Source organism: Achromobacter sp. KK8 (assembly GCF_054188005.1).
In genome coordinates this window covers 1272638-1288981 of sequence record NZ_CM135178.1, presented here as the reverse complement: position 1 = coordinate 1288981, position 16344 = coordinate 1272638, and the positions used below count along the sequence as shown (strand labels likewise).

General features: G+C 64.5%; 8 protein-coding genes and 1 pseudogene. 7 read left to right on the top strand and 2 right to left on the bottom strand.

Annotation, left to right across the window (positions count from 1 at the left end; genetic code table 11):
- Window positions 1-33 precede the first annotated feature (33 nt).
- From ACVN9Z_RS05930 to ACVN9Z_RS05915, 4 genes and pseudogenes are all read left to right on the top strand, one after another.
- Window positions 34-1782: a ShlB/FhaC/HecB family hemolysin secretion/activation protein gene (locus ACVN9Z_RS05930; RefSeq protein WP_458213225.1), complete on the top strand. Its 1749-nt coding sequence runs from the start codon at window positions 34-36 to the stop codon at window positions 1780-1782.
- 71 nt (window positions 1783-1853) lie between these two features.
- Window positions 1854-10166: a hemagglutinin repeat-containing protein gene (locus ACVN9Z_RS05925; protein WP_458213224.1), complete on the top strand. Its 8313-nt coding sequence runs from the start codon at window positions 1854-1856 to the stop codon at window positions 10164-10166.
- Window positions 10167-10728: 562 nt separating this feature from the next.
- Window positions 10729-10929, top strand: a pseudogene (locus tag ACVN9Z_RS05920) (Hsp70 family protein); the annotation flags it as partial.
- Between the two features lie 157 nt (window positions 10930-11086).
- Window positions 11087-11434, top strand: a complete 348-nt coding sequence (locus ACVN9Z_RS05915; RefSeq protein WP_006389811.1) for a CZB domain-containing protein — start codon at window positions 11087-11089, stop codon at window positions 11432-11434.
- Between the two features lie 39 nt (window positions 11435-11473).
- Here ACVN9Z_RS05915 and tenA read toward each other — a convergent pair whose 3' ends face one another.
- Both tenA and ACVN9Z_RS05905 read right to left on the bottom strand, forming a co-directional pair.
- Window positions 11474-12136 carry a thiaminase II gene (gene tenA, locus ACVN9Z_RS05910; RefSeq protein WP_026382094.1) on the bottom strand — a complete coding sequence of 221 codons (663 nt, stop codon included), beginning with the start codon at window positions 12134-12136 and terminating at the stop codon, window positions 11474-11476.
- Between the two features lie 76 nt (window positions 12137-12212).
- Window positions 12213-12998, bottom strand: a complete 786-nt coding sequence (locus tag ACVN9Z_RS05905) for a 3-hydroxybutyrate dehydrogenase (protein ID WP_458213223.1) — start codon at window positions 12996-12998, stop codon at window positions 12213-12215.
- Between the two features lie 383 nt (window positions 12999-13381).
- On the opposite strand from ACVN9Z_RS05905, the gene ACVN9Z_RS05900 reads away from it, so the two are divergent.
- From ACVN9Z_RS05900 to ACVN9Z_RS05890, 3 genes are all read left to right on the top strand, one after another.
- Window positions 13382-14068 carry an N-acetylmuramoyl-L-alanine amidase family protein gene (locus tag ACVN9Z_RS05900; RefSeq protein WP_045952945.1) on the top strand — a complete coding sequence of 229 codons (687 nt, stop codon included), beginning with the start codon at window positions 13382-13384 and terminating at the stop codon, window positions 14066-14068.
- Between the two features lie 171 nt (window positions 14069-14239).
- Window positions 14240-15445, top strand: coding sequence for a COG3904 family protein (locus tag ACVN9Z_RS05895; RefSeq protein WP_020925945.1), 1206 nt, complete (start codon window positions 14240-14242; stop codon window positions 15443-15445).
- Window positions 15446-15475: 30 nt separating this feature from the next.
- Window positions 15476-16324: a lysozyme inhibitor LprI family protein gene (locus ACVN9Z_RS05890; RefSeq protein WP_458213222.1), complete on the top strand. Its 849-nt coding sequence runs from the start codon at window positions 15476-15478 to the stop codon at window positions 16322-16324.
- The last annotated feature ends 20 nt before the right edge of the window (window positions 16325-16344 follow it).

The window sequence follows — 16344 nt, the reverse complement described above, 5'->3', positions numbered from 1 at the left end:
TTGAAAGAAACCGGCAATTTCAATAAGAAACAAGTGCATACCATCGTACCGCGAAGCCGCCTCCGGCAGAGGCTGCTTCCCTGCCTGGCGCTGTGCGTTTCATCCATCGCCTCGCTGACCATCCCGCCTGGGCTGGCCGCGCAATCGTTGCCCGCAGAGGCCGCCACTCGCGCCAGCGACATCCAGCGCCGCCAGGAGCAGGAGCTGGACGCCCAGCGCGCCCGCGCCGCCGAGCGGCCGGACGTGCTGTCGGCGCCGTCCACAGGCGCCGGCGAGGGGCCGCTGGTGTTTCCGGTGGAGTCTCCCTGTTTCACGCTGGACAAGGTGGTCTGGGACGGTTCACCGCCACCCGCCGCGCTGCGCCGCGACAGCGAGGCGGCGCTGGGCCGGTGCGTGGGCGGCCGGGGCCTGCAAGCCCTGCAGGCCCACCTGATGGCCCGGCTGATCGACCGCGGCCTGATCACCGCCCGCGTGCTGGTGCCGGAGCAATCGCTGGCCAGCGGCACCCTGACCCTGCGCTACGTGCCCGGCCGCATCTCCGGGGTCAAGAGCGAGGGCGCGCCCGGCTGGTGGCGCACCGCGCTGCCCACTTGGCCGGGCGGCGAGGTCAATCAGCGTGACCTGGACCAGGCGCTGGAAAATATCCGCCGCCTGGCCGGCCAGGCGGACGCGTCGATCGACGTCGCGCCCGGTCCCGAGCTGGGCGATTCCGACATCATCATCAAGCCCGGCACCGGCAAGCGCTGGCATGCCTACGTGGGTGGCGACAACGCCGGCATGGAATCGACCGGCAAGAACCAGGTGAACGCCGGACTCACGCTCGATTCGCCGCTGTTCCTGTACGACCAGTTGTCGGTGTCCTGGAACAGCAACGCCGACCTGCGCAACAACGACGCCGGCTCGCGCGCCGCGTCGGTCAACTACAGCATTCCGTTCGGCTACTGGACCCTGTTCGCCGGCGCCAGCAAGTCGCGCTATCGCCAGACGGTGGCCGGTTTCGAAGAGCCCATCGTCTACGGCGGCACCAGCAAGCAGATCGAGGCGGGCGTGTCGGTGGTGCCGTACCGCGGCGCCAGCTACAAGGGCACCGCCATGTTGAAGTTCCTGCGCAAGCGTGCCAACAGCACCCTCAACGACATCGACATCGAGGTGCAGCGGCGCGACGTGGTCGGCTACGAGTTCAGCTACGGCCACCGCCAATACATCGACCAGATGGTGCTGGATCTTGGCGGCGGCGTGCGCGGCACGTTGCCGCAGTTCTCCGACCAGCCCGGCTACGTCTACGGCGATCCCGACTGGAACGGCCGCAGCACCATCCTGACGGCCAACGCCGGCCTCTACCTGCCCTTCAAGGTGGCCGGCCAGCAACTGGCCTACCAGGCCAATTGGCAGATCCAGCACGCCAAGACGCCCATCGTGCCCGCGGATTACTTCACCATCGGCAACCGCTATGCGGTGCGCGGCTTCGATGGCCAGATGACGCTGGCCGCGGAAGACGGCTGGACCCTGCGCAATGACCTGTCGCTGAACCTGGGCAACCTGGGCCAGCAACTTTACACGGGCCTGGATGCCGGCCGCGTTGGCGGCCCTTCGGCCGAGTACCTGGCCAGCCGCACGCTGGTCGGCGCGGTGGCCGGCTTGCGCGGCCGCATCACCATCCCCGGCGCTGCCAATGCGGTCAACGCCAGCTACGACCTGTCGGCCGGCTGGCCGCTGAAAAAGCCGGACAACCTGAAGACCCAAAGCACGGTCTTCGCCGCCACGCTGATGTTCGAGTTCTAGACCGGGCGGGGTCCGTGCGCCCCGGCCGCCGTCCGACAAGTTGCTTCACGCTTACCGAGAGTTGCCTCGCCATGTCCAAGCTTCGCTCCGCAGTTGTCTGGTTGGTCCTGTACACGCAGATCTGGACGCCCGTCCTGGCGCAGACCCTGCCCATCTCCGTCGACAAGAGCGTGCCGGGCCAGAAGCCCGTCGTGGGCGTGGCCAATGGCGTGCCGGTGGTCAATATCGCCCCGCCCTCGGCCGGCGGCGTCTCGAACAACCGCTACACCCAGTTCAACGTCGGTCCCTCGGGCGTCGTGCTGAACAACAGCGGGGCGGCGAGCCAGACGCAACTGGCAGGCCAGGTGGCGGGCAATCCGATGCTGGGCAACCAGCGCGCCGCCACCATCCTGAATCAGGTCACAGCAAACAATCCGTCGCGCTTGATGGGCATGCTGGAAGTCGCGGGCAACCGCGCCAACGTCATCGTCGCCAATCCGGCCGGCATTACTTGCAACGGCTGCGGCTTCCTGAATGCCAACCGCGCCACGCTGACCACCGGCAAGCCGGTGATCGGTCCGGACGGCACCCTGGGCTTTGACATTGCCAGCGGTCGTCTCGCCATCGAGGGCGCGGGCCTGTATGGCGCGAACCTCAGCCAAGTCGACCTGCTGGCTCGAACACTGGAGCTGAACGCGCAGGTGTGGGCTGATCGCCTGAACGTGGTGGCGGGCTCCGCGCGCGTGGGCTACGACGGCATCGATGTGTCGGCATTGGCCGGCGATGGCGCCGGCACGGGCGTCGCGCTGGATGTGGCGGCCCTGGGCGGCATGTACGCCAACAGCATCCGCCTGATCGGCACCGAGGCCGGCGTGGGCGTGAACGTGGGCGGCAACCTGGCGGCCCTGACCGGCACCCTTACCGTCAGCGCCAATGGCGACGTCAGGATCCTGCCGTCGGGCCGCCTGCAGGCCGCCACCGACCTGTCGGTCCGAAGCGGACGCGACATCATCAACGATGGCACGGCCGCCGCGGGCGGCGCGCTGGCATTGAACGCCGCCGGCAAGTTCGCCAACAACAACGCCATGTCTTCTGGCGCGGGCGCCAGCATCGTGGCGCGTCAAATGGAGAACCCGGGCGCATTCACGGCAGGCCTGCGCAGCGACGGCACCATCAGTCCGTTGGGTGCGTTGAGCGTGCGGGTCGACCAGCTGCTCAACCCCGGCTCGCTCGTGGCAGGCGGCGATGCCACGGTAACCGCCGGCGTGCTGGGCCTGTCCGGCGGCAAGTTCGTCGCCGGCGGGCTACTGACGCTGGACGCCAGCGGCGCGATCAGCAATCGCGGCGGCGCCGTTTATGGCGGCTCGGTGGCGCTGCGCGCCGCCAACCTCGACAACACCGCGGGCAAACTCACCAGCGGCGGCGCGCTCGAGGGCCGCGTGGCAGGCGTGGTCGACAACACCGGCGGCACGCTGGCAGGCGCGGGCGCCGTCGACATCAGCGGCAAATCCTTGGTCAACGCAGCGGGGGGAGTGGTTTCGGGCGACAGCGTGGCGTTGCGCGGCAACGCCGGCATCGACAATCAGGGCGGATCGGTCCAGGCCAATGGCGCGCTCCGTGTCGAAACGGCGGGTGCGTTGGACAATCGGGGCGGCAAGCTGTTGGGCGGCAGCGCCGAGATCCAGGCGGCCAGCCTGGACAACCGCGCTGGCGTGGCGCAGGCGGATGGCAAGCTGGCCATCGCCAACACCGGCGCGCTGCGCAACCAGGGCGGCGGTCTGTATGGCGGTTCGGCCGACTTGAAGACGGGCAGCTTGGAGAACGCGGGCGGGCGCATCGCGACCGGCGGCGCGCTCGATCTGAATGCGGACGGCGCCGTCGACAATATCGGCGGCACCATCGCCGCGCAGGGCCAGGCGACGCTGAATGCGCAGCGCCTGGGCAATACCCGCGGTATCGTCGCCGCGAGCGGCCTGACGCTCAAGACACAGGGAGTGCTCGACAACAGCGGCGGCCTGATCCAGGCCGACAATGGCCTGGCCCTGGACGCGGGCAGCTTGAACAACCGCGACACGCTCGCCAACGGTATCGCGGGCGCTGGCGGCACCACTGCCGGGGCCCTCGGGTTGATGGGCAAGCAGGTCACCTTGAACACCGGTTCGGTCGACAATCAGGCCGGCCGTATCGGCGCCGGACAGGACCTGGCGCTGACCACCGGCACGCTCGAGAACGCGCGTGGCAACGTGTCGTCCGATGCCAAGGCCACGCTGGCTTTCACCCGCCTGGCCAACACGGGCGGCGCGCTGACCGCGGGAGCATCGCTGGAACTCGTGACCGGCAACCTGGACAACGATGGCAAGATCCACTCGGGCCAGGACCTGAAGATAACGGCGGATACGCTCACCAACCGCGCGGGCGGTGAATTGATCGCCGTGCGCAACAACGAACTGGTCATCGGCGGCCTGCTGGCCAACGCCGGCCTGATCGACGGCGGCTACACCCGCATCACCGCCGGCAACCTGGTCAACACCGGACGCATTTATGGCGACCGCATAGGCATCCAGACGCCGTTGCTGCAGAACGAGCCCAACGCCGTCATCGCCTCTCGTGGCGACATGGACCTGGGCGTGGGCACGCTGACCAACCGCGAGCATGCGCTGATCTATGCGGCAGGCGACCTGCGGATCGGCGGCGCGCTGGACGGCGCCGGCAAGGCGGCGGGGCAGGCGACACTGCTGGCCAACGAATCGGCCACCATCGAGGCCGAGCGCAACGCAGACATCGCCGCGGCCAGTATCCAGAACCGCAATCTGCACTTTGCCAGCGAAACGGTGGAGGTCGGCCGCGGTCCCAAGCTGTATTACCGCCTGGAGAATTCCACCGAGTTCCTTGACGGCTCCAAGTTGTGGCTCTGCGATGCCGTGACGGAACTGTGCGGCCGTGATCCCGTGACGTTCCTGGAGGACGATTCGGAGCGGCGCCTGTTGCTGCCGTCCACAAAATACCCCGAGTCGCGCTACGGGCCGCCCTTCGACTATTTCAAGGGACAGCGGGGCAAGGCCGGCGTCAGCGCGCCCATTCCGCCTGCGTGGCTGCCCGACCAATATGTCTGCGACGGACCCGGCGGCGATGCCGGCGGGTCTTGCGCCACCGAGCCAGGAGGGCCGCGCTACAAGGCGGGCGAACGCATCTGGAGCGTGTTCGATGTCGCCGAACCCGTGGCTGTTCCTCCCATGGTGGAACAGAAATGCAACGGCAATCAGATTTGCCTCGTATCGACGCCGGAACGCGAGCAGGCGCTGGCCCTGAACAAGGCGCGCCACGATGAACTCGCGGGAAAGATCTACGCCTTCAACGCGGACTTCAACAGCAGGTTGGTCAAGAACTTCTTCTACTACAAGGTTGAAGAAGTCGTCATGGAAAGCCGCACCTTGTCGACAGATCCCGCCAAGATCATTGTCGGCGGCGCCGCCACATTCACCGGTACGGTCACCAATGACAAGAGCCGCATTGTCGCCGGTGGCACCTTGTCGGTGGTGGGTCCCGCGATCAATAACCTGGGCGCCGAAGGTGTCCGTTCAATCGAGCGGACAGGCATCGAAGTGCGCACGGTCGGCAAAGGGCAAGATCGCAATGAAAGCACCTCCGACTACAAGGACGTCGTGGCGCCCCAGCGCATCGAACTGGCCGTGGCCAGCTCGGACGGCAATACCGCGCCGCCCCAGACCGGCAATCGGTCGCCAGGCGCCAGCGCCATCGCCAACATTCAGGCGCCCGCGCGGGTCCTGGAGGTCGGCCTGCCAGGCAAGGGGATCATTCGGGTCGTCACCTTGCCGCCCACGGTTCCCACCAACGCCCTGTATCGGGTCATGACGGCGCCGGAAGCGCCGTACCTGATCGCCACCGACAGCCGGTTCCTGGGCCAGCGCCAACCCGTATCAAGCGACTTCCTGCTGCAGAAAATCAACCAGGACAGCGGCCACATTCTCAAGCGTCTGGGCGACGGCTTCTATGAGCAGAAGATGGTCGCCGAGCAGATCATGCTGGCCACCGGGCAGCGCTTCGTCGGCGACTATACCGACAATGAAACCCAGTACAAGGCCCTGCTGGCCGCGGGCGCCGACTTCGCCACTCAATACGGGCTGACGGTGGGGACGGCCCTGACCGAAGACCAGATGCGGCACCTGACCAGCGACATTGTGTGGCTGGTGGAACAGACGGTCACGCTGCCTGATGGAAGCCAGCAGACGGTGCTTACGCCGCAGGTATATCTTGCCGTCAAGCCGGGCGACCTGCGTGGCGACGGTACGTTGATCGCGGGGCGCGACACGCGCATAAACACCTCGGGCGACGTCAATAACAGCGGCACCATCGGCGCGCGCAACGCGTTGATCGTCGAGGCCGAGAACGTACGCAATACCGTTGGCTCGATGCAGGGCAAGACAGTAAACCTGGCGGCGCGCAACGATATCGAGAATCTGGCGGGGTTGCTCAAGGGTGACAAGGTCGCGTTGAGCGCCGGGCGCGATGTCAATCTGAAAGCCTCGACGCAATCGAACGCCAGCGGCGGGGTCAGCAGCACGCGGGTCGACGGCGTGGCGCGTATCGATGCCGGTGACTTGAACGTGCAAGCCGGGCGCGACGTCAACGCGCAGGCCGCGGGTATTGCCGCGACCGGGGACGCGCGTATCCAGGCGGGCAACGATATCAACCTGACCACCGAGCAGGAGCGGTATGCCGAGTCATACGACTACGGCAAGAAGAATCGCTCCGAGATGCGGTCGGCCACCGAAGTGGGATCGCGCATCGTCGCTGGCGGCAACCTCACGCTGATTGCCGGACAGGACGTGAACGCTCGCGCGGCCGAAGTCACCTCGGACAAGCAGCTGGCCGTGGGGGCGGGACGCGACATCAATGTCGTTGCCGGCACCGACAGCAATTACGCCTACAGCGAGACCTATTACAAGAAGCGCGGGTTCCTGTCGAGCAAGAGCGAACACCGCAAGACCGAGTCGGACTGGACAACATCGGCTTCCTCGACTTTCACGGGCGACAGTGCAGTGCTGATGGCCGGACGCGACCTGAACGTCGTTGGCTCCAATGTGGCAGCCCAGAACGACCTTGTCATGTCGGCTGACCGCAACGTCAATATCGTGGCAGCGCAGAACACGTCGGAGGAGTACCAGTACGAAAAGGTCAAGAAATCTGGTTTTGGCGCGATGGGGGGTCTGAGCTATGGCTCGCGCCAACAGACCGATATTCTGGATGGCGATAAGGTGCTGCATACCGCGAGCACGGTGGGCAGTGTCCAGGGTAACGCGCTCATCAACGCCGGCAAGTCGCTCAATGTTGTTGGCAGCAATGTGCTGGCGCGCCAAGGCGATGTGACGCTGATCGGGCGTGACGTGAACATCGCGGCCGCAGTCGATACCGCGCGCGAGAAGGAGTTCCACGAGGTCAAACAGAGCGGCTTGAGCATCAACGCGAGCACGCCGCTGTTGAGTGCGATGCAGACCGCCGGCAAGATGAGCAACGCGGCGGGCAAGACCGACAACAAGGTCATGCAGGGGCTAGCCCTGGCCACGACCGGCTTGGCCGGCGTCAATGCCTATGACGCGATTCAGGCAGATCCCCGTGCGGCGGGCGGCCTGAACATCAGTATCGACCTGGGATCGAGCAAGAGCCAAAGCACCACAAAGCGCGAATCCGCGTCGGTTCGTGGGTCCACCGTGGCTGCAGGACGGGATCTGACCGTTATCGCGCAAGGCGGGGGCCAGGCTTCCAACGTTACGGTGACGGGATCGAGCCTGTCGGCCGGCAACAACGCGGCCATCAAGGCGGACGGTGACATTGCCCTGCGCGCCGCCCAGAACACCTTCGAGCAGCACAGCACGAACAAGAGCACCAACGCCAGTATCGGCGTCGGTGTGACTGTGGGCTCACAGGGGGTGGGCTTCACGCTGAACGTCGCGGCCAGCGCCGCGCGCGGCAAGGCCGATGGCAAGGACACCAGCTGGACCAGCAGTACGGTGACGGCGGGCAAGGTGCTTGGCCTGCAGTCTGGCGGCGACACGTCGTTGATCGGCGCCATCGGCCAGGCTGATCGGATCGTGGCGTCGGTCGGCAACAACCTGCGCATCGAGACCTTGCAGGACATAAGCACCTACGCGTCCAAACAGCAAAGCGCGGGCATCGCAGGCAGTCTTTGCTATGGGTATTGCACCAGCACCATATCTGGCAATGTGTCGCAAGGCCAGATGAAGAGCAACTTCAAGTCAGCCTCGGAGCAGGCGGGCCTGAAGGCGGGGGATGGCGGCTTCATCGTCGATGTCAAGAACAACACGACACTGATAGGCGGGCTCATCGCCAGCAGCGACAAGGCCGTGGCCGAGGGGCTGAACACGCTGGCGACGGGCACGCTGGTGACCGAGAACCTGAAGAACAGCGCCAGCTACAAGGCGAGCCAGGTCGGGATCAGCGGCGGGTACGGATGGGGCGGCTCGGGCGGAAAGGATGGTGGCAAGGATGCTGGGCTGGGTACGGACGCCAAGGGCAACGTGGCCGGTGGCTCGAAGGCGCAGCCGGGCACGAGCGTGCCGCAGACATCGGGCGGGCTGGGGATGGGCACCCCGGTGGTGGCAGCCGCCAGCGGCCGGGACAGCTCGACCACGTATAGCGCGATCAGCGGCGGCACGGTGTTGATCCGCGATGAGGTTGCTCAGCAAAATCTGACGGGAATGACGGCGGCCGAGACGATCGCCTCGCTCAATCGTGACACGTCGTCCGATACCTTGAATGCGCTTAAACCGATCTTTGACAAGGAGAAGATCGAGGCGGGGTTCGAGATCGTGGCGGAGTCTCAGCGGCAGGTGGGGCAGTTCTTGACGAATCGGGCCAAGGAAGCCAAAGCGCTGGAAGATGCGCTGAAGAATGAGCCTGAAGGACCCCGTCGAGATCAGTTGCGGCAAGCCCTTGAGGATGCGAAGACGTGGGGGCCGGGTGGCGAGAGCCGTCGTTGGCTGACCGCGATCCTGGGGGCGGTGAGCGGCAATGTGACCGGCGCCACCGGTGACGCGATACAGGCTGTCGCGGTCAACTATTTGCAAGGGTTGGCGGCGTCCCAGGTAAAGGAAATTGTCTCGGCACTGGGAGACGGGCCGCAGGCGGAAGCCGCTCGCGCCGCAATGCACGCGATTGTGGGATGTGCGGGGGCCGCCGGCAAGGGCAGCGATTGCAGCGCGGGAGCACTTGGTGCGGGTTCCGGGGCTGTGATTAATGCGTTGCTGAGTGGTGATGCATCAAAGATGACCCCGGAAGAGAAGGAGGTACGTCGCAACCTGGTCGGCTCGCTGGTAGCGGGAATCGCGCAAGCGTCAGGCGTGTCTGGCGCCGAGGCGGTTTTCGCGGCTACCAACGAGACCGAAAACAACTATCTCAAGCCAGACGAGCTCAAGTCGTACCTCGCGGCCCTTCAAGCATGGAAGGAATGCAAGGGGGGGACTTGCAAGCAAGCTGAGATGGAGGTCCGTAGGCTGCAGGCCATCAGCACGGAACGCAACTATGCAGCGGACAGTGCGTGCCTTGAGAACCCAGGCGCCTGCGTGGCGGCGGCGCAAGAATTGCGCGCCGATATTTCGGCGCTTGAGGAGCAGGCCAAGAGTCTGGATCGCACGGAAGCGGCCACAGCTGCCAATAACTTGCTGCAGGCACGCAAGCAATACTATTCGAACCTAGAGTGGCGGGCGTATGCCGCCCAGCAAGAACTCGAAGCGGCCGGCAACGGTCCGTGGCTGGCCTCGATGTCGGGGCAGGAACTGTATGAAAGCGGCTATCTGACTCAGCAAGAGGCCCAGGACTTGCAGGCGATGCGGCGCGAAACGCTGGCTGCGGCATTTGTGCCGCCAGCGTTGGCTGCGGGGCTAAAGGGCGGCGGATCAGCAGCGGGCCGGAGAATACAATCGGTAGCTGAGGAGGCCAAGGCGTCGGCCCTTAGCGGTGCAAAAGCGACTACGACACAGCGTACTCCATTAACTGGTCCTACTGAAAACTGGAAATCCTTTGTTAATGCTGAAAAGCAGATTCAACTGGAGGCAGGTGCCGCGCAGCGCGTAGATCAAGTTATCAGTGAAACTTTATCTGGTAAGAAAAATTTCACGAGCTCTATGACGCTCACAACCGATGAGGCCTTATCTGCAGGACAGAAATATCTCGGTCCCGGATACAGGGAAATCGGTAGGCCTGGCTCTGGGGTATTTCATAGCGCCGATGGCACCAAGGAGTTCCGTATCGACTCAGGATCTATATCAGGAGCACACGCTCCGGGAGTTCCGCATGTGCATTTTGGAGTTAAAGACCCTGTGACTGGGAAATATGTTTCTAACAATCATGTTCCCTATAAGGACTGAGGTGTAAATATGTCTATTGTTCGAAGGGGTGTTGTTGTAAGTGGCGAATATTCTGGCTGGGAAATCCTTGTTGCTGATGATCGTGATGGCGACACTGGCGGATATTATCTTTACTTGAAGAGAAGTGATACTGAGGGGTTTGATTGCTGGTTCGAGCGTGAGGCAGAACTTCAAACTCAGCTAGCTGATTTTGAGGTTAAGTGGATAGGTTAGTATATTTTATTGGACCAATTTTTAGTTTGCTTTGGTAGAAAATGGAACAATAGCAGCCATCGGCAGTGGAGTTGTTTCCGAGAGTTGTAGTTGAATGAACTGCAGATTGCATGAGGCGATTGTGGCCTCGATTAATGCAATGGCGTACTGCGAAGTCTGAGCTATCAGGAGTCAAGATTCGCATAAACCAGCATTTGCGAAAAGGGCGTCAGATGCCCTCCGCTCTATGCAGACGTTTATTGAAGGCATTGTTAAGATATCTCGAGCGTGATGTGCCCATAAAGAGTCAAAAATATCTCGATAGTCGCATCCAAAATTATGCTCGATACTCGATAAGCACACATATATAGAGGCGAGCCGCGATGCAGGCGAATTGGCTGGCCTGAAGGTCGAGCGTTTCATCCACGAGCCGACCGCGGCGGCGCTGGCGTATGGTCTGCATCAACGTGAAGACGAGACCCAATTCCTAGTCTTCGATCTGGGCGGTGGCACCTTCGATGTGTCGGTACTGGAACTATACGAGGGTGTGATGGAGGTTCGCTCCACCGCGCGCATCCACCTTTAGTCTGATATTCTCCCGCCCCGCCCCTTTCCGGCTGCCCGCAACCCAGGTCCATGACGCCAAACAAGTCGTGCCCAGTCTCGATTCTCTACTCTTTCCAAATGGGGCAAATCAATCGTTGCCGCCTCAGTTGAAGGAGCCAAGCATGAACCTGGATGAATCGATTCAAAAGCACGCCGAGTGGAAACTGAAGTTCCGTTCCGCCATCAGCAGAAAGGAGCAGATGGATGCGGAAACCATTGGCAAGGACAATTGTTGCCAGCTCGGGGTCTGGCTATATGGGGAAGGGAAGCTGAAGTACAGCGCGAAGCCCGAGTTTGGCGCGATCGTCCAGAAGCACAAGGCGTTTCATGCCGAGGCAGGCAAGATCGCCCGTCTGATCAACAGCAATCAGTACGAGCAGGCGGAGAAGGAGATGGGCACAGGCACGCCCTATTCGCAGGCCTCCAGCGCGGTTGGCGCGGCCATCATCGCTTTCAAGCGACACCTGTAAGGGAAGGCGCCTGTCACGCGGCAGGCGCCGCCGCGTCCCTCACACCGCCCATTCTCCCAGCCGATATGCCGAATCCCAGAACATCCACTCCAACTGCGCCGCATGCGTATACGCCCGGTGCATCTCGTCCCGCGTCTGGGGCGAGGCCTTCTCGGCCGCCTGGTCCACCGACGCAATCACTTCACGCACCAGCGCGTGGAATTCCTCCCCGGCGTACGTATCGATCCACGCCCCATACGGATTCGGACGGGTCGCGCGCGAGTGGATGTCGCGCCCGATCTCGGCATAGATCCAGAAGCACGGCAGCAACGCCGCCAGCGCCACCGGGTACGGCGCGCTCCACGCCGTGGCGATGAGGAAGCTGGTGTAGTGATGGCTGGCCGGCGATAGCGGGGTGCTGGCGAAGGTCTCGGCGTCGATGCCGAACTGCTTCATGAAGCCTTCATGCAGGCTGCGTTCGACCACCACGGCGTTCTTGGCCGCGTCGGCGAACTGCACCACGCCGTCGGCATGGTCGGCCTTGGCGGCGGCGACCGCCAGGGCGCGGCCGAAGGCCAGCAGGTAGTGGGCGTCCTGGATCATGTAGTGGCGGAACGCCTGTTCGCTGAGCTGGCCGCTGGCCAGTTCCTGGTTGAACGGCATGGTGCGCGTTTTTTCGTACAGCGCGGCGTTGCGCGCCCAGGCGTCGGTGCTGAAAGACATGGCAATCCTCGAGTCGAAATCGGACGGCGCGTACAGGAAGCAAGCGCGCCTGACCGCGACCCAAGGATATCAAGACTTACTGCATATACCACCCATGGCTGACCACGAACGACTGCCCCGTGAACGCCGCGCTGGGGAAGGCCGACAGGAACAGCGCCGTCTGCGCCACGTCCTCGACGGTGGTGAAGACGCCGTCGACGGTATCGCCCAGCATCACTTTCTTGACCACGTCTTCTTCGCTGATGCCCAGTTCCTTGGCCTGCTCGGGAATCTGCTTTTCGACCAGGGGCGTGCGCACGAAGCCGGGGCAGATGACGTGCGAGCGCACGTTGTGCTTGGCGCCTTCCTTGGCCAGTACCCGCGCCAGGCCCAGCAGCGCGTGCTTGGCGGCGACGTAGGCGGACTTGAGCGGCGAGGCTTCGTGCGAATGCACCGAGCCCATGTAGATGACCACGCCGCCGCGATCGTCCTTGTACATGTGCTTGAGCGCGGCCTTGGTGGTGAGGAACGCGCCGTCGACGTGGATGGCCTGCATTTTCTTCCAGTCGGCGAAGGCGAAGTTCTCGATGGGATTGACGATCTGGATGCCGGCGTTCGAGATCAGGATGTCGATGCTGCCATAGGCGGCGGCGACGCGGTCGATGCATTGGTTGACGGCGTCTTCGTTGGTGACGTCCATGGCCACGCCCATGGCCTTGCCGCCGGCCTGTTCGATTTCGCGGGCGACGGCGTCGGCGCCGGCCTGGTTCAAGTCGGCAATGGCGACCGCGGCGCCGGCGCGCGACAGGGTCAGCGCGATTTCCTTGCCGATGCCGCTGGCGGCGCCGGTGACGACGGCGACTTTTCCGTTCAGATTGCTCATGCTGGGGACCTCCGGGTAAGGATGCCGCGAGCCGGGATGCGCCCGCGGATGCGAGGGGCATGGCTTTGATGGTAGCGCGCCAAAATGAGAGCGGCCTGAACGCCACGCGCCGGTAACCATCCATGTCATTTGCTTCCACGCGGGCATCGCGCCGATGTTCATGCGGCGATGCGCGGGTGAGAGGCAATCGTGGACGACAGGCGACGGGCAATGCGTGGGTTGTTACGAATCCGCCCCGCAGCGCTGCAAGCTGCCATTGCCGGCCGCGGCCGGCTGCGCGAGAATCCGCGGCAGTCGGTGCCGCCACAGGGGTGGCTACCCGGGTTCTTTACAGGGCGAAGACAAACGTGCCAGCAGTCATGGATGGTCGAGTGGGCGGGAAAATGGCGGGCAGATGGGCGCGCCGCATCGCGGCGTCCGTGCTGGGGTTGGCGGCGGGCTTGGCGCAGGCCGCCCATGTCGTGGTCGACACCGGCCATACGCCCCGGCAGCCGGGCGCGACAGGCGCCAGCGGGCGGGTGGAGTACCTGTACAACCTGGACCTGAGCGGCGCGGTGGCGGCCGACCTGCAGGCATCGGGTGATCGCGTGACGCGGGTGTCGGCCGACGGCGCCGAGGTGCCGCTGGGTCGCCGTACCCGGATCGCGCCGGGTGCGGATTTCTTCATCTCGATCCACCACGACTCGATGCAGCAGCACTACATCGACGCCGGCCGCCAGCGCGAATTCGCGGGGTTTTCTATTTTCGTGTCGCGGCTCAATCCCCGTTATGAGGACAGCCTGCGCTGCGCCAAGGCGATCGGCGAAGCGCTGCTGGCGGCGGGCGAGAAGCCGTCGCTGTATCACGCCGAACCCATCGCCGGTGAAAACCGGCCGTTGCTGGACCCGCGCCTGGGTGTGCATCGCTACGATGGGCTGGCGGTGCTCAAGACCGCCACGATGCCGGCGGTGCTGGTGGAGGCGGGGGTGATCGTGAACCCGGATGAGGAAGCCCGGCTGGCCAAGCCCGAGACCATCCAGCGGCTGGCTCGCGCGATTGCCGATGGCGTGCAGGCTTGCCAGGCGCGCTAGCCTGGCGCGCGGGGCGGGGCAACGGGCCGGAAAAATGGCGATGTCCGGCGAGATGGATAAAATCCCGGTTTCGAGGGGGCCGCGCCATCTCGCGGATGTGGCGGCGCGAAGCGAAAACGACCCCGGAGGCGATCCGGCCCGTGGCATGCGTTGCGAGGACAAGGACTGAGAATGCTGAAAAGAAAACTGACGGCGCTGGGCATGAGCCTGGCGCTCACCCTGATGGGTGTTTCCATGTCGCCCGCCCAGGCCCAGGCGCCCGCGCAGCAAAAGGAAGAGCCCGAGCGCTATGGCCCGTTCTTCTACCTGCCCAGCGAGCCGAACCTGCTGATCTACGTCGGCGCGGTCAGCGCCAACGACCTGCTGCACATGAAGAAGGCGCTGCGCGAGCATCCGACCATCTCCACCCTGATCCTGCAGAACAATGGCGGCGGCCTGGTGCACATCGGGCTGGTGGTGGCCGAGGAGGTCTACGAGCGCGGGCTCAATACCTACATCCCCAAGGACAGCTACTGTGCCTCGGCATGCGCGTTCGTGTTCTTCGCGGGTCGCCAGCGGCTGGCCGAAGGCCGTCTTGGCGTGCACCAGATCACCGCGCCCGAAATGACGGGCGAGCAGGCCCAGTTCGGCGTGTCGGATATCGTCACCACCCTGCCCAAGTACGGGGTGTCGGCGGACGTGCTGGGCATCATGTTCAGCACGCCGTCCAAGGACATGTATTTCTTTTCGCCGCAGGAAATCGCCAAGTACGGCATCAACCGCACGGGCAATGTGAAGACGGCTTCCAGCGAGCCGCAGCAGGGCGGCGCCCCGCGCACGGTGCCGGCGGCCGGACCCGCCACCGCGACCGCGCCGCAGGCCCAGGCGCCGGACGACGATACCCGGCTGCCGCCGCGCAAGCCGGCCGCGCCCAATGCCGCGCCGGCGCCATCCGGCCCCCCGCCGGTGACCAATCCGTACATGACCAAGAATCCTCCCGCGCCGGCGCCGCTCTCGGACGAGCAGCGCGCGATCAACGCCGCGACGCTGATGATCCAGGCGGGCAGCGGGACCAATGAAGAGGCGATGAATTTCACGCGCGAGTTCTACGCGGATACGGTCGACTACTTCAAGAAGTCGCGCCCGAAGTCGGAGATCCTGGCGGACAAGACGGCCTACTTCGCCCGTTGGCCGGTGCGGCGCTTCGTGGTCGACCAGAATTCGCTGAAGGCCAAGTGCCAGGACCAGATGTGCATGGTCAAGGGGCTCTACGATTTCAAGGTGTCGAGTCCGGAGCGCGGCAAGACCGCGACCGGCACCTCCAATTTCACTTACGTCCTTGACCTGCGCAACCGCTACCGCATCGTCATGGAAGACAGCGAGGTCGTCAGCCGCTGAACCAGCGGCCAGGCGCCAGGGAGAAACACCATGGGTTTCACGAATCGCGCGGCGCGGCTGCTGTGCCTGGCCGGGCTGGGCGCCCTGTCGGCGCCGGCGTGGGCGATCGATTGCCACAAGGCCGGCACGCCCGCCGAGAAGCTGATCTGCTCGGACCGCGGCGCGGTGGCCGCCGACGCCGAGTTGAACCGGGCCTACGCCGCCTTGCTCAAGCAGGCGCCGGATGCGCAGATCCGCGCGATGCTGGTGGACAGCCAGCGCCGCTGGATCGAGGCCCGCAACATGCGCCTGGAGGGGTTGGTGTCCGACCCCGAATCGCTGCCCGATGAGAAGACGCCGGGCGCCGTCGCGGCCGACCTGATCCGCTCCCGCGCCAGCGAGTTCAAGGAACGCGGGAAGGGCGACAGTCTTCCCAGGTTGATCCGCGTGGCGTTGAGCCAGCGCGAGTTCCGCAAGCAGTTCACGGGCGGCCCTTACTCGGGCTATGAGACGTCATGCGATGTCTTGCCGCCCGACTACAAGTACTACGCCTGCTTTTCGACCCGGCATTACCAGAACGATGATCGCGTCTGCAGCACGGAAGAGTATTGGGCCACCGGCTCGGTGTACGTACAGCGCTATGTGGCCAAGGTGGTCGACAACAAGCCGGTGCCGGTCGCGTCCTGCTCGTACAACGGCAACGACGCGAGTTGCCCGGGCAGCATTGACGACGACGCGCGCTGGAATACGGGCCCCAAGGTGAAGGCGCCGACGTATTCGTCCAAGCCCTTGCCCCAGTTCGATGGCGAGGTCGACGACAGCGACGACCATGCCTGGATCAAGGCCTGCCTGACCGACAGCGGCTTCCCGTTGTCCAACCCGACGAAGGCGGGCGGCTAGGCTGCACGCGAAGCGCGTCG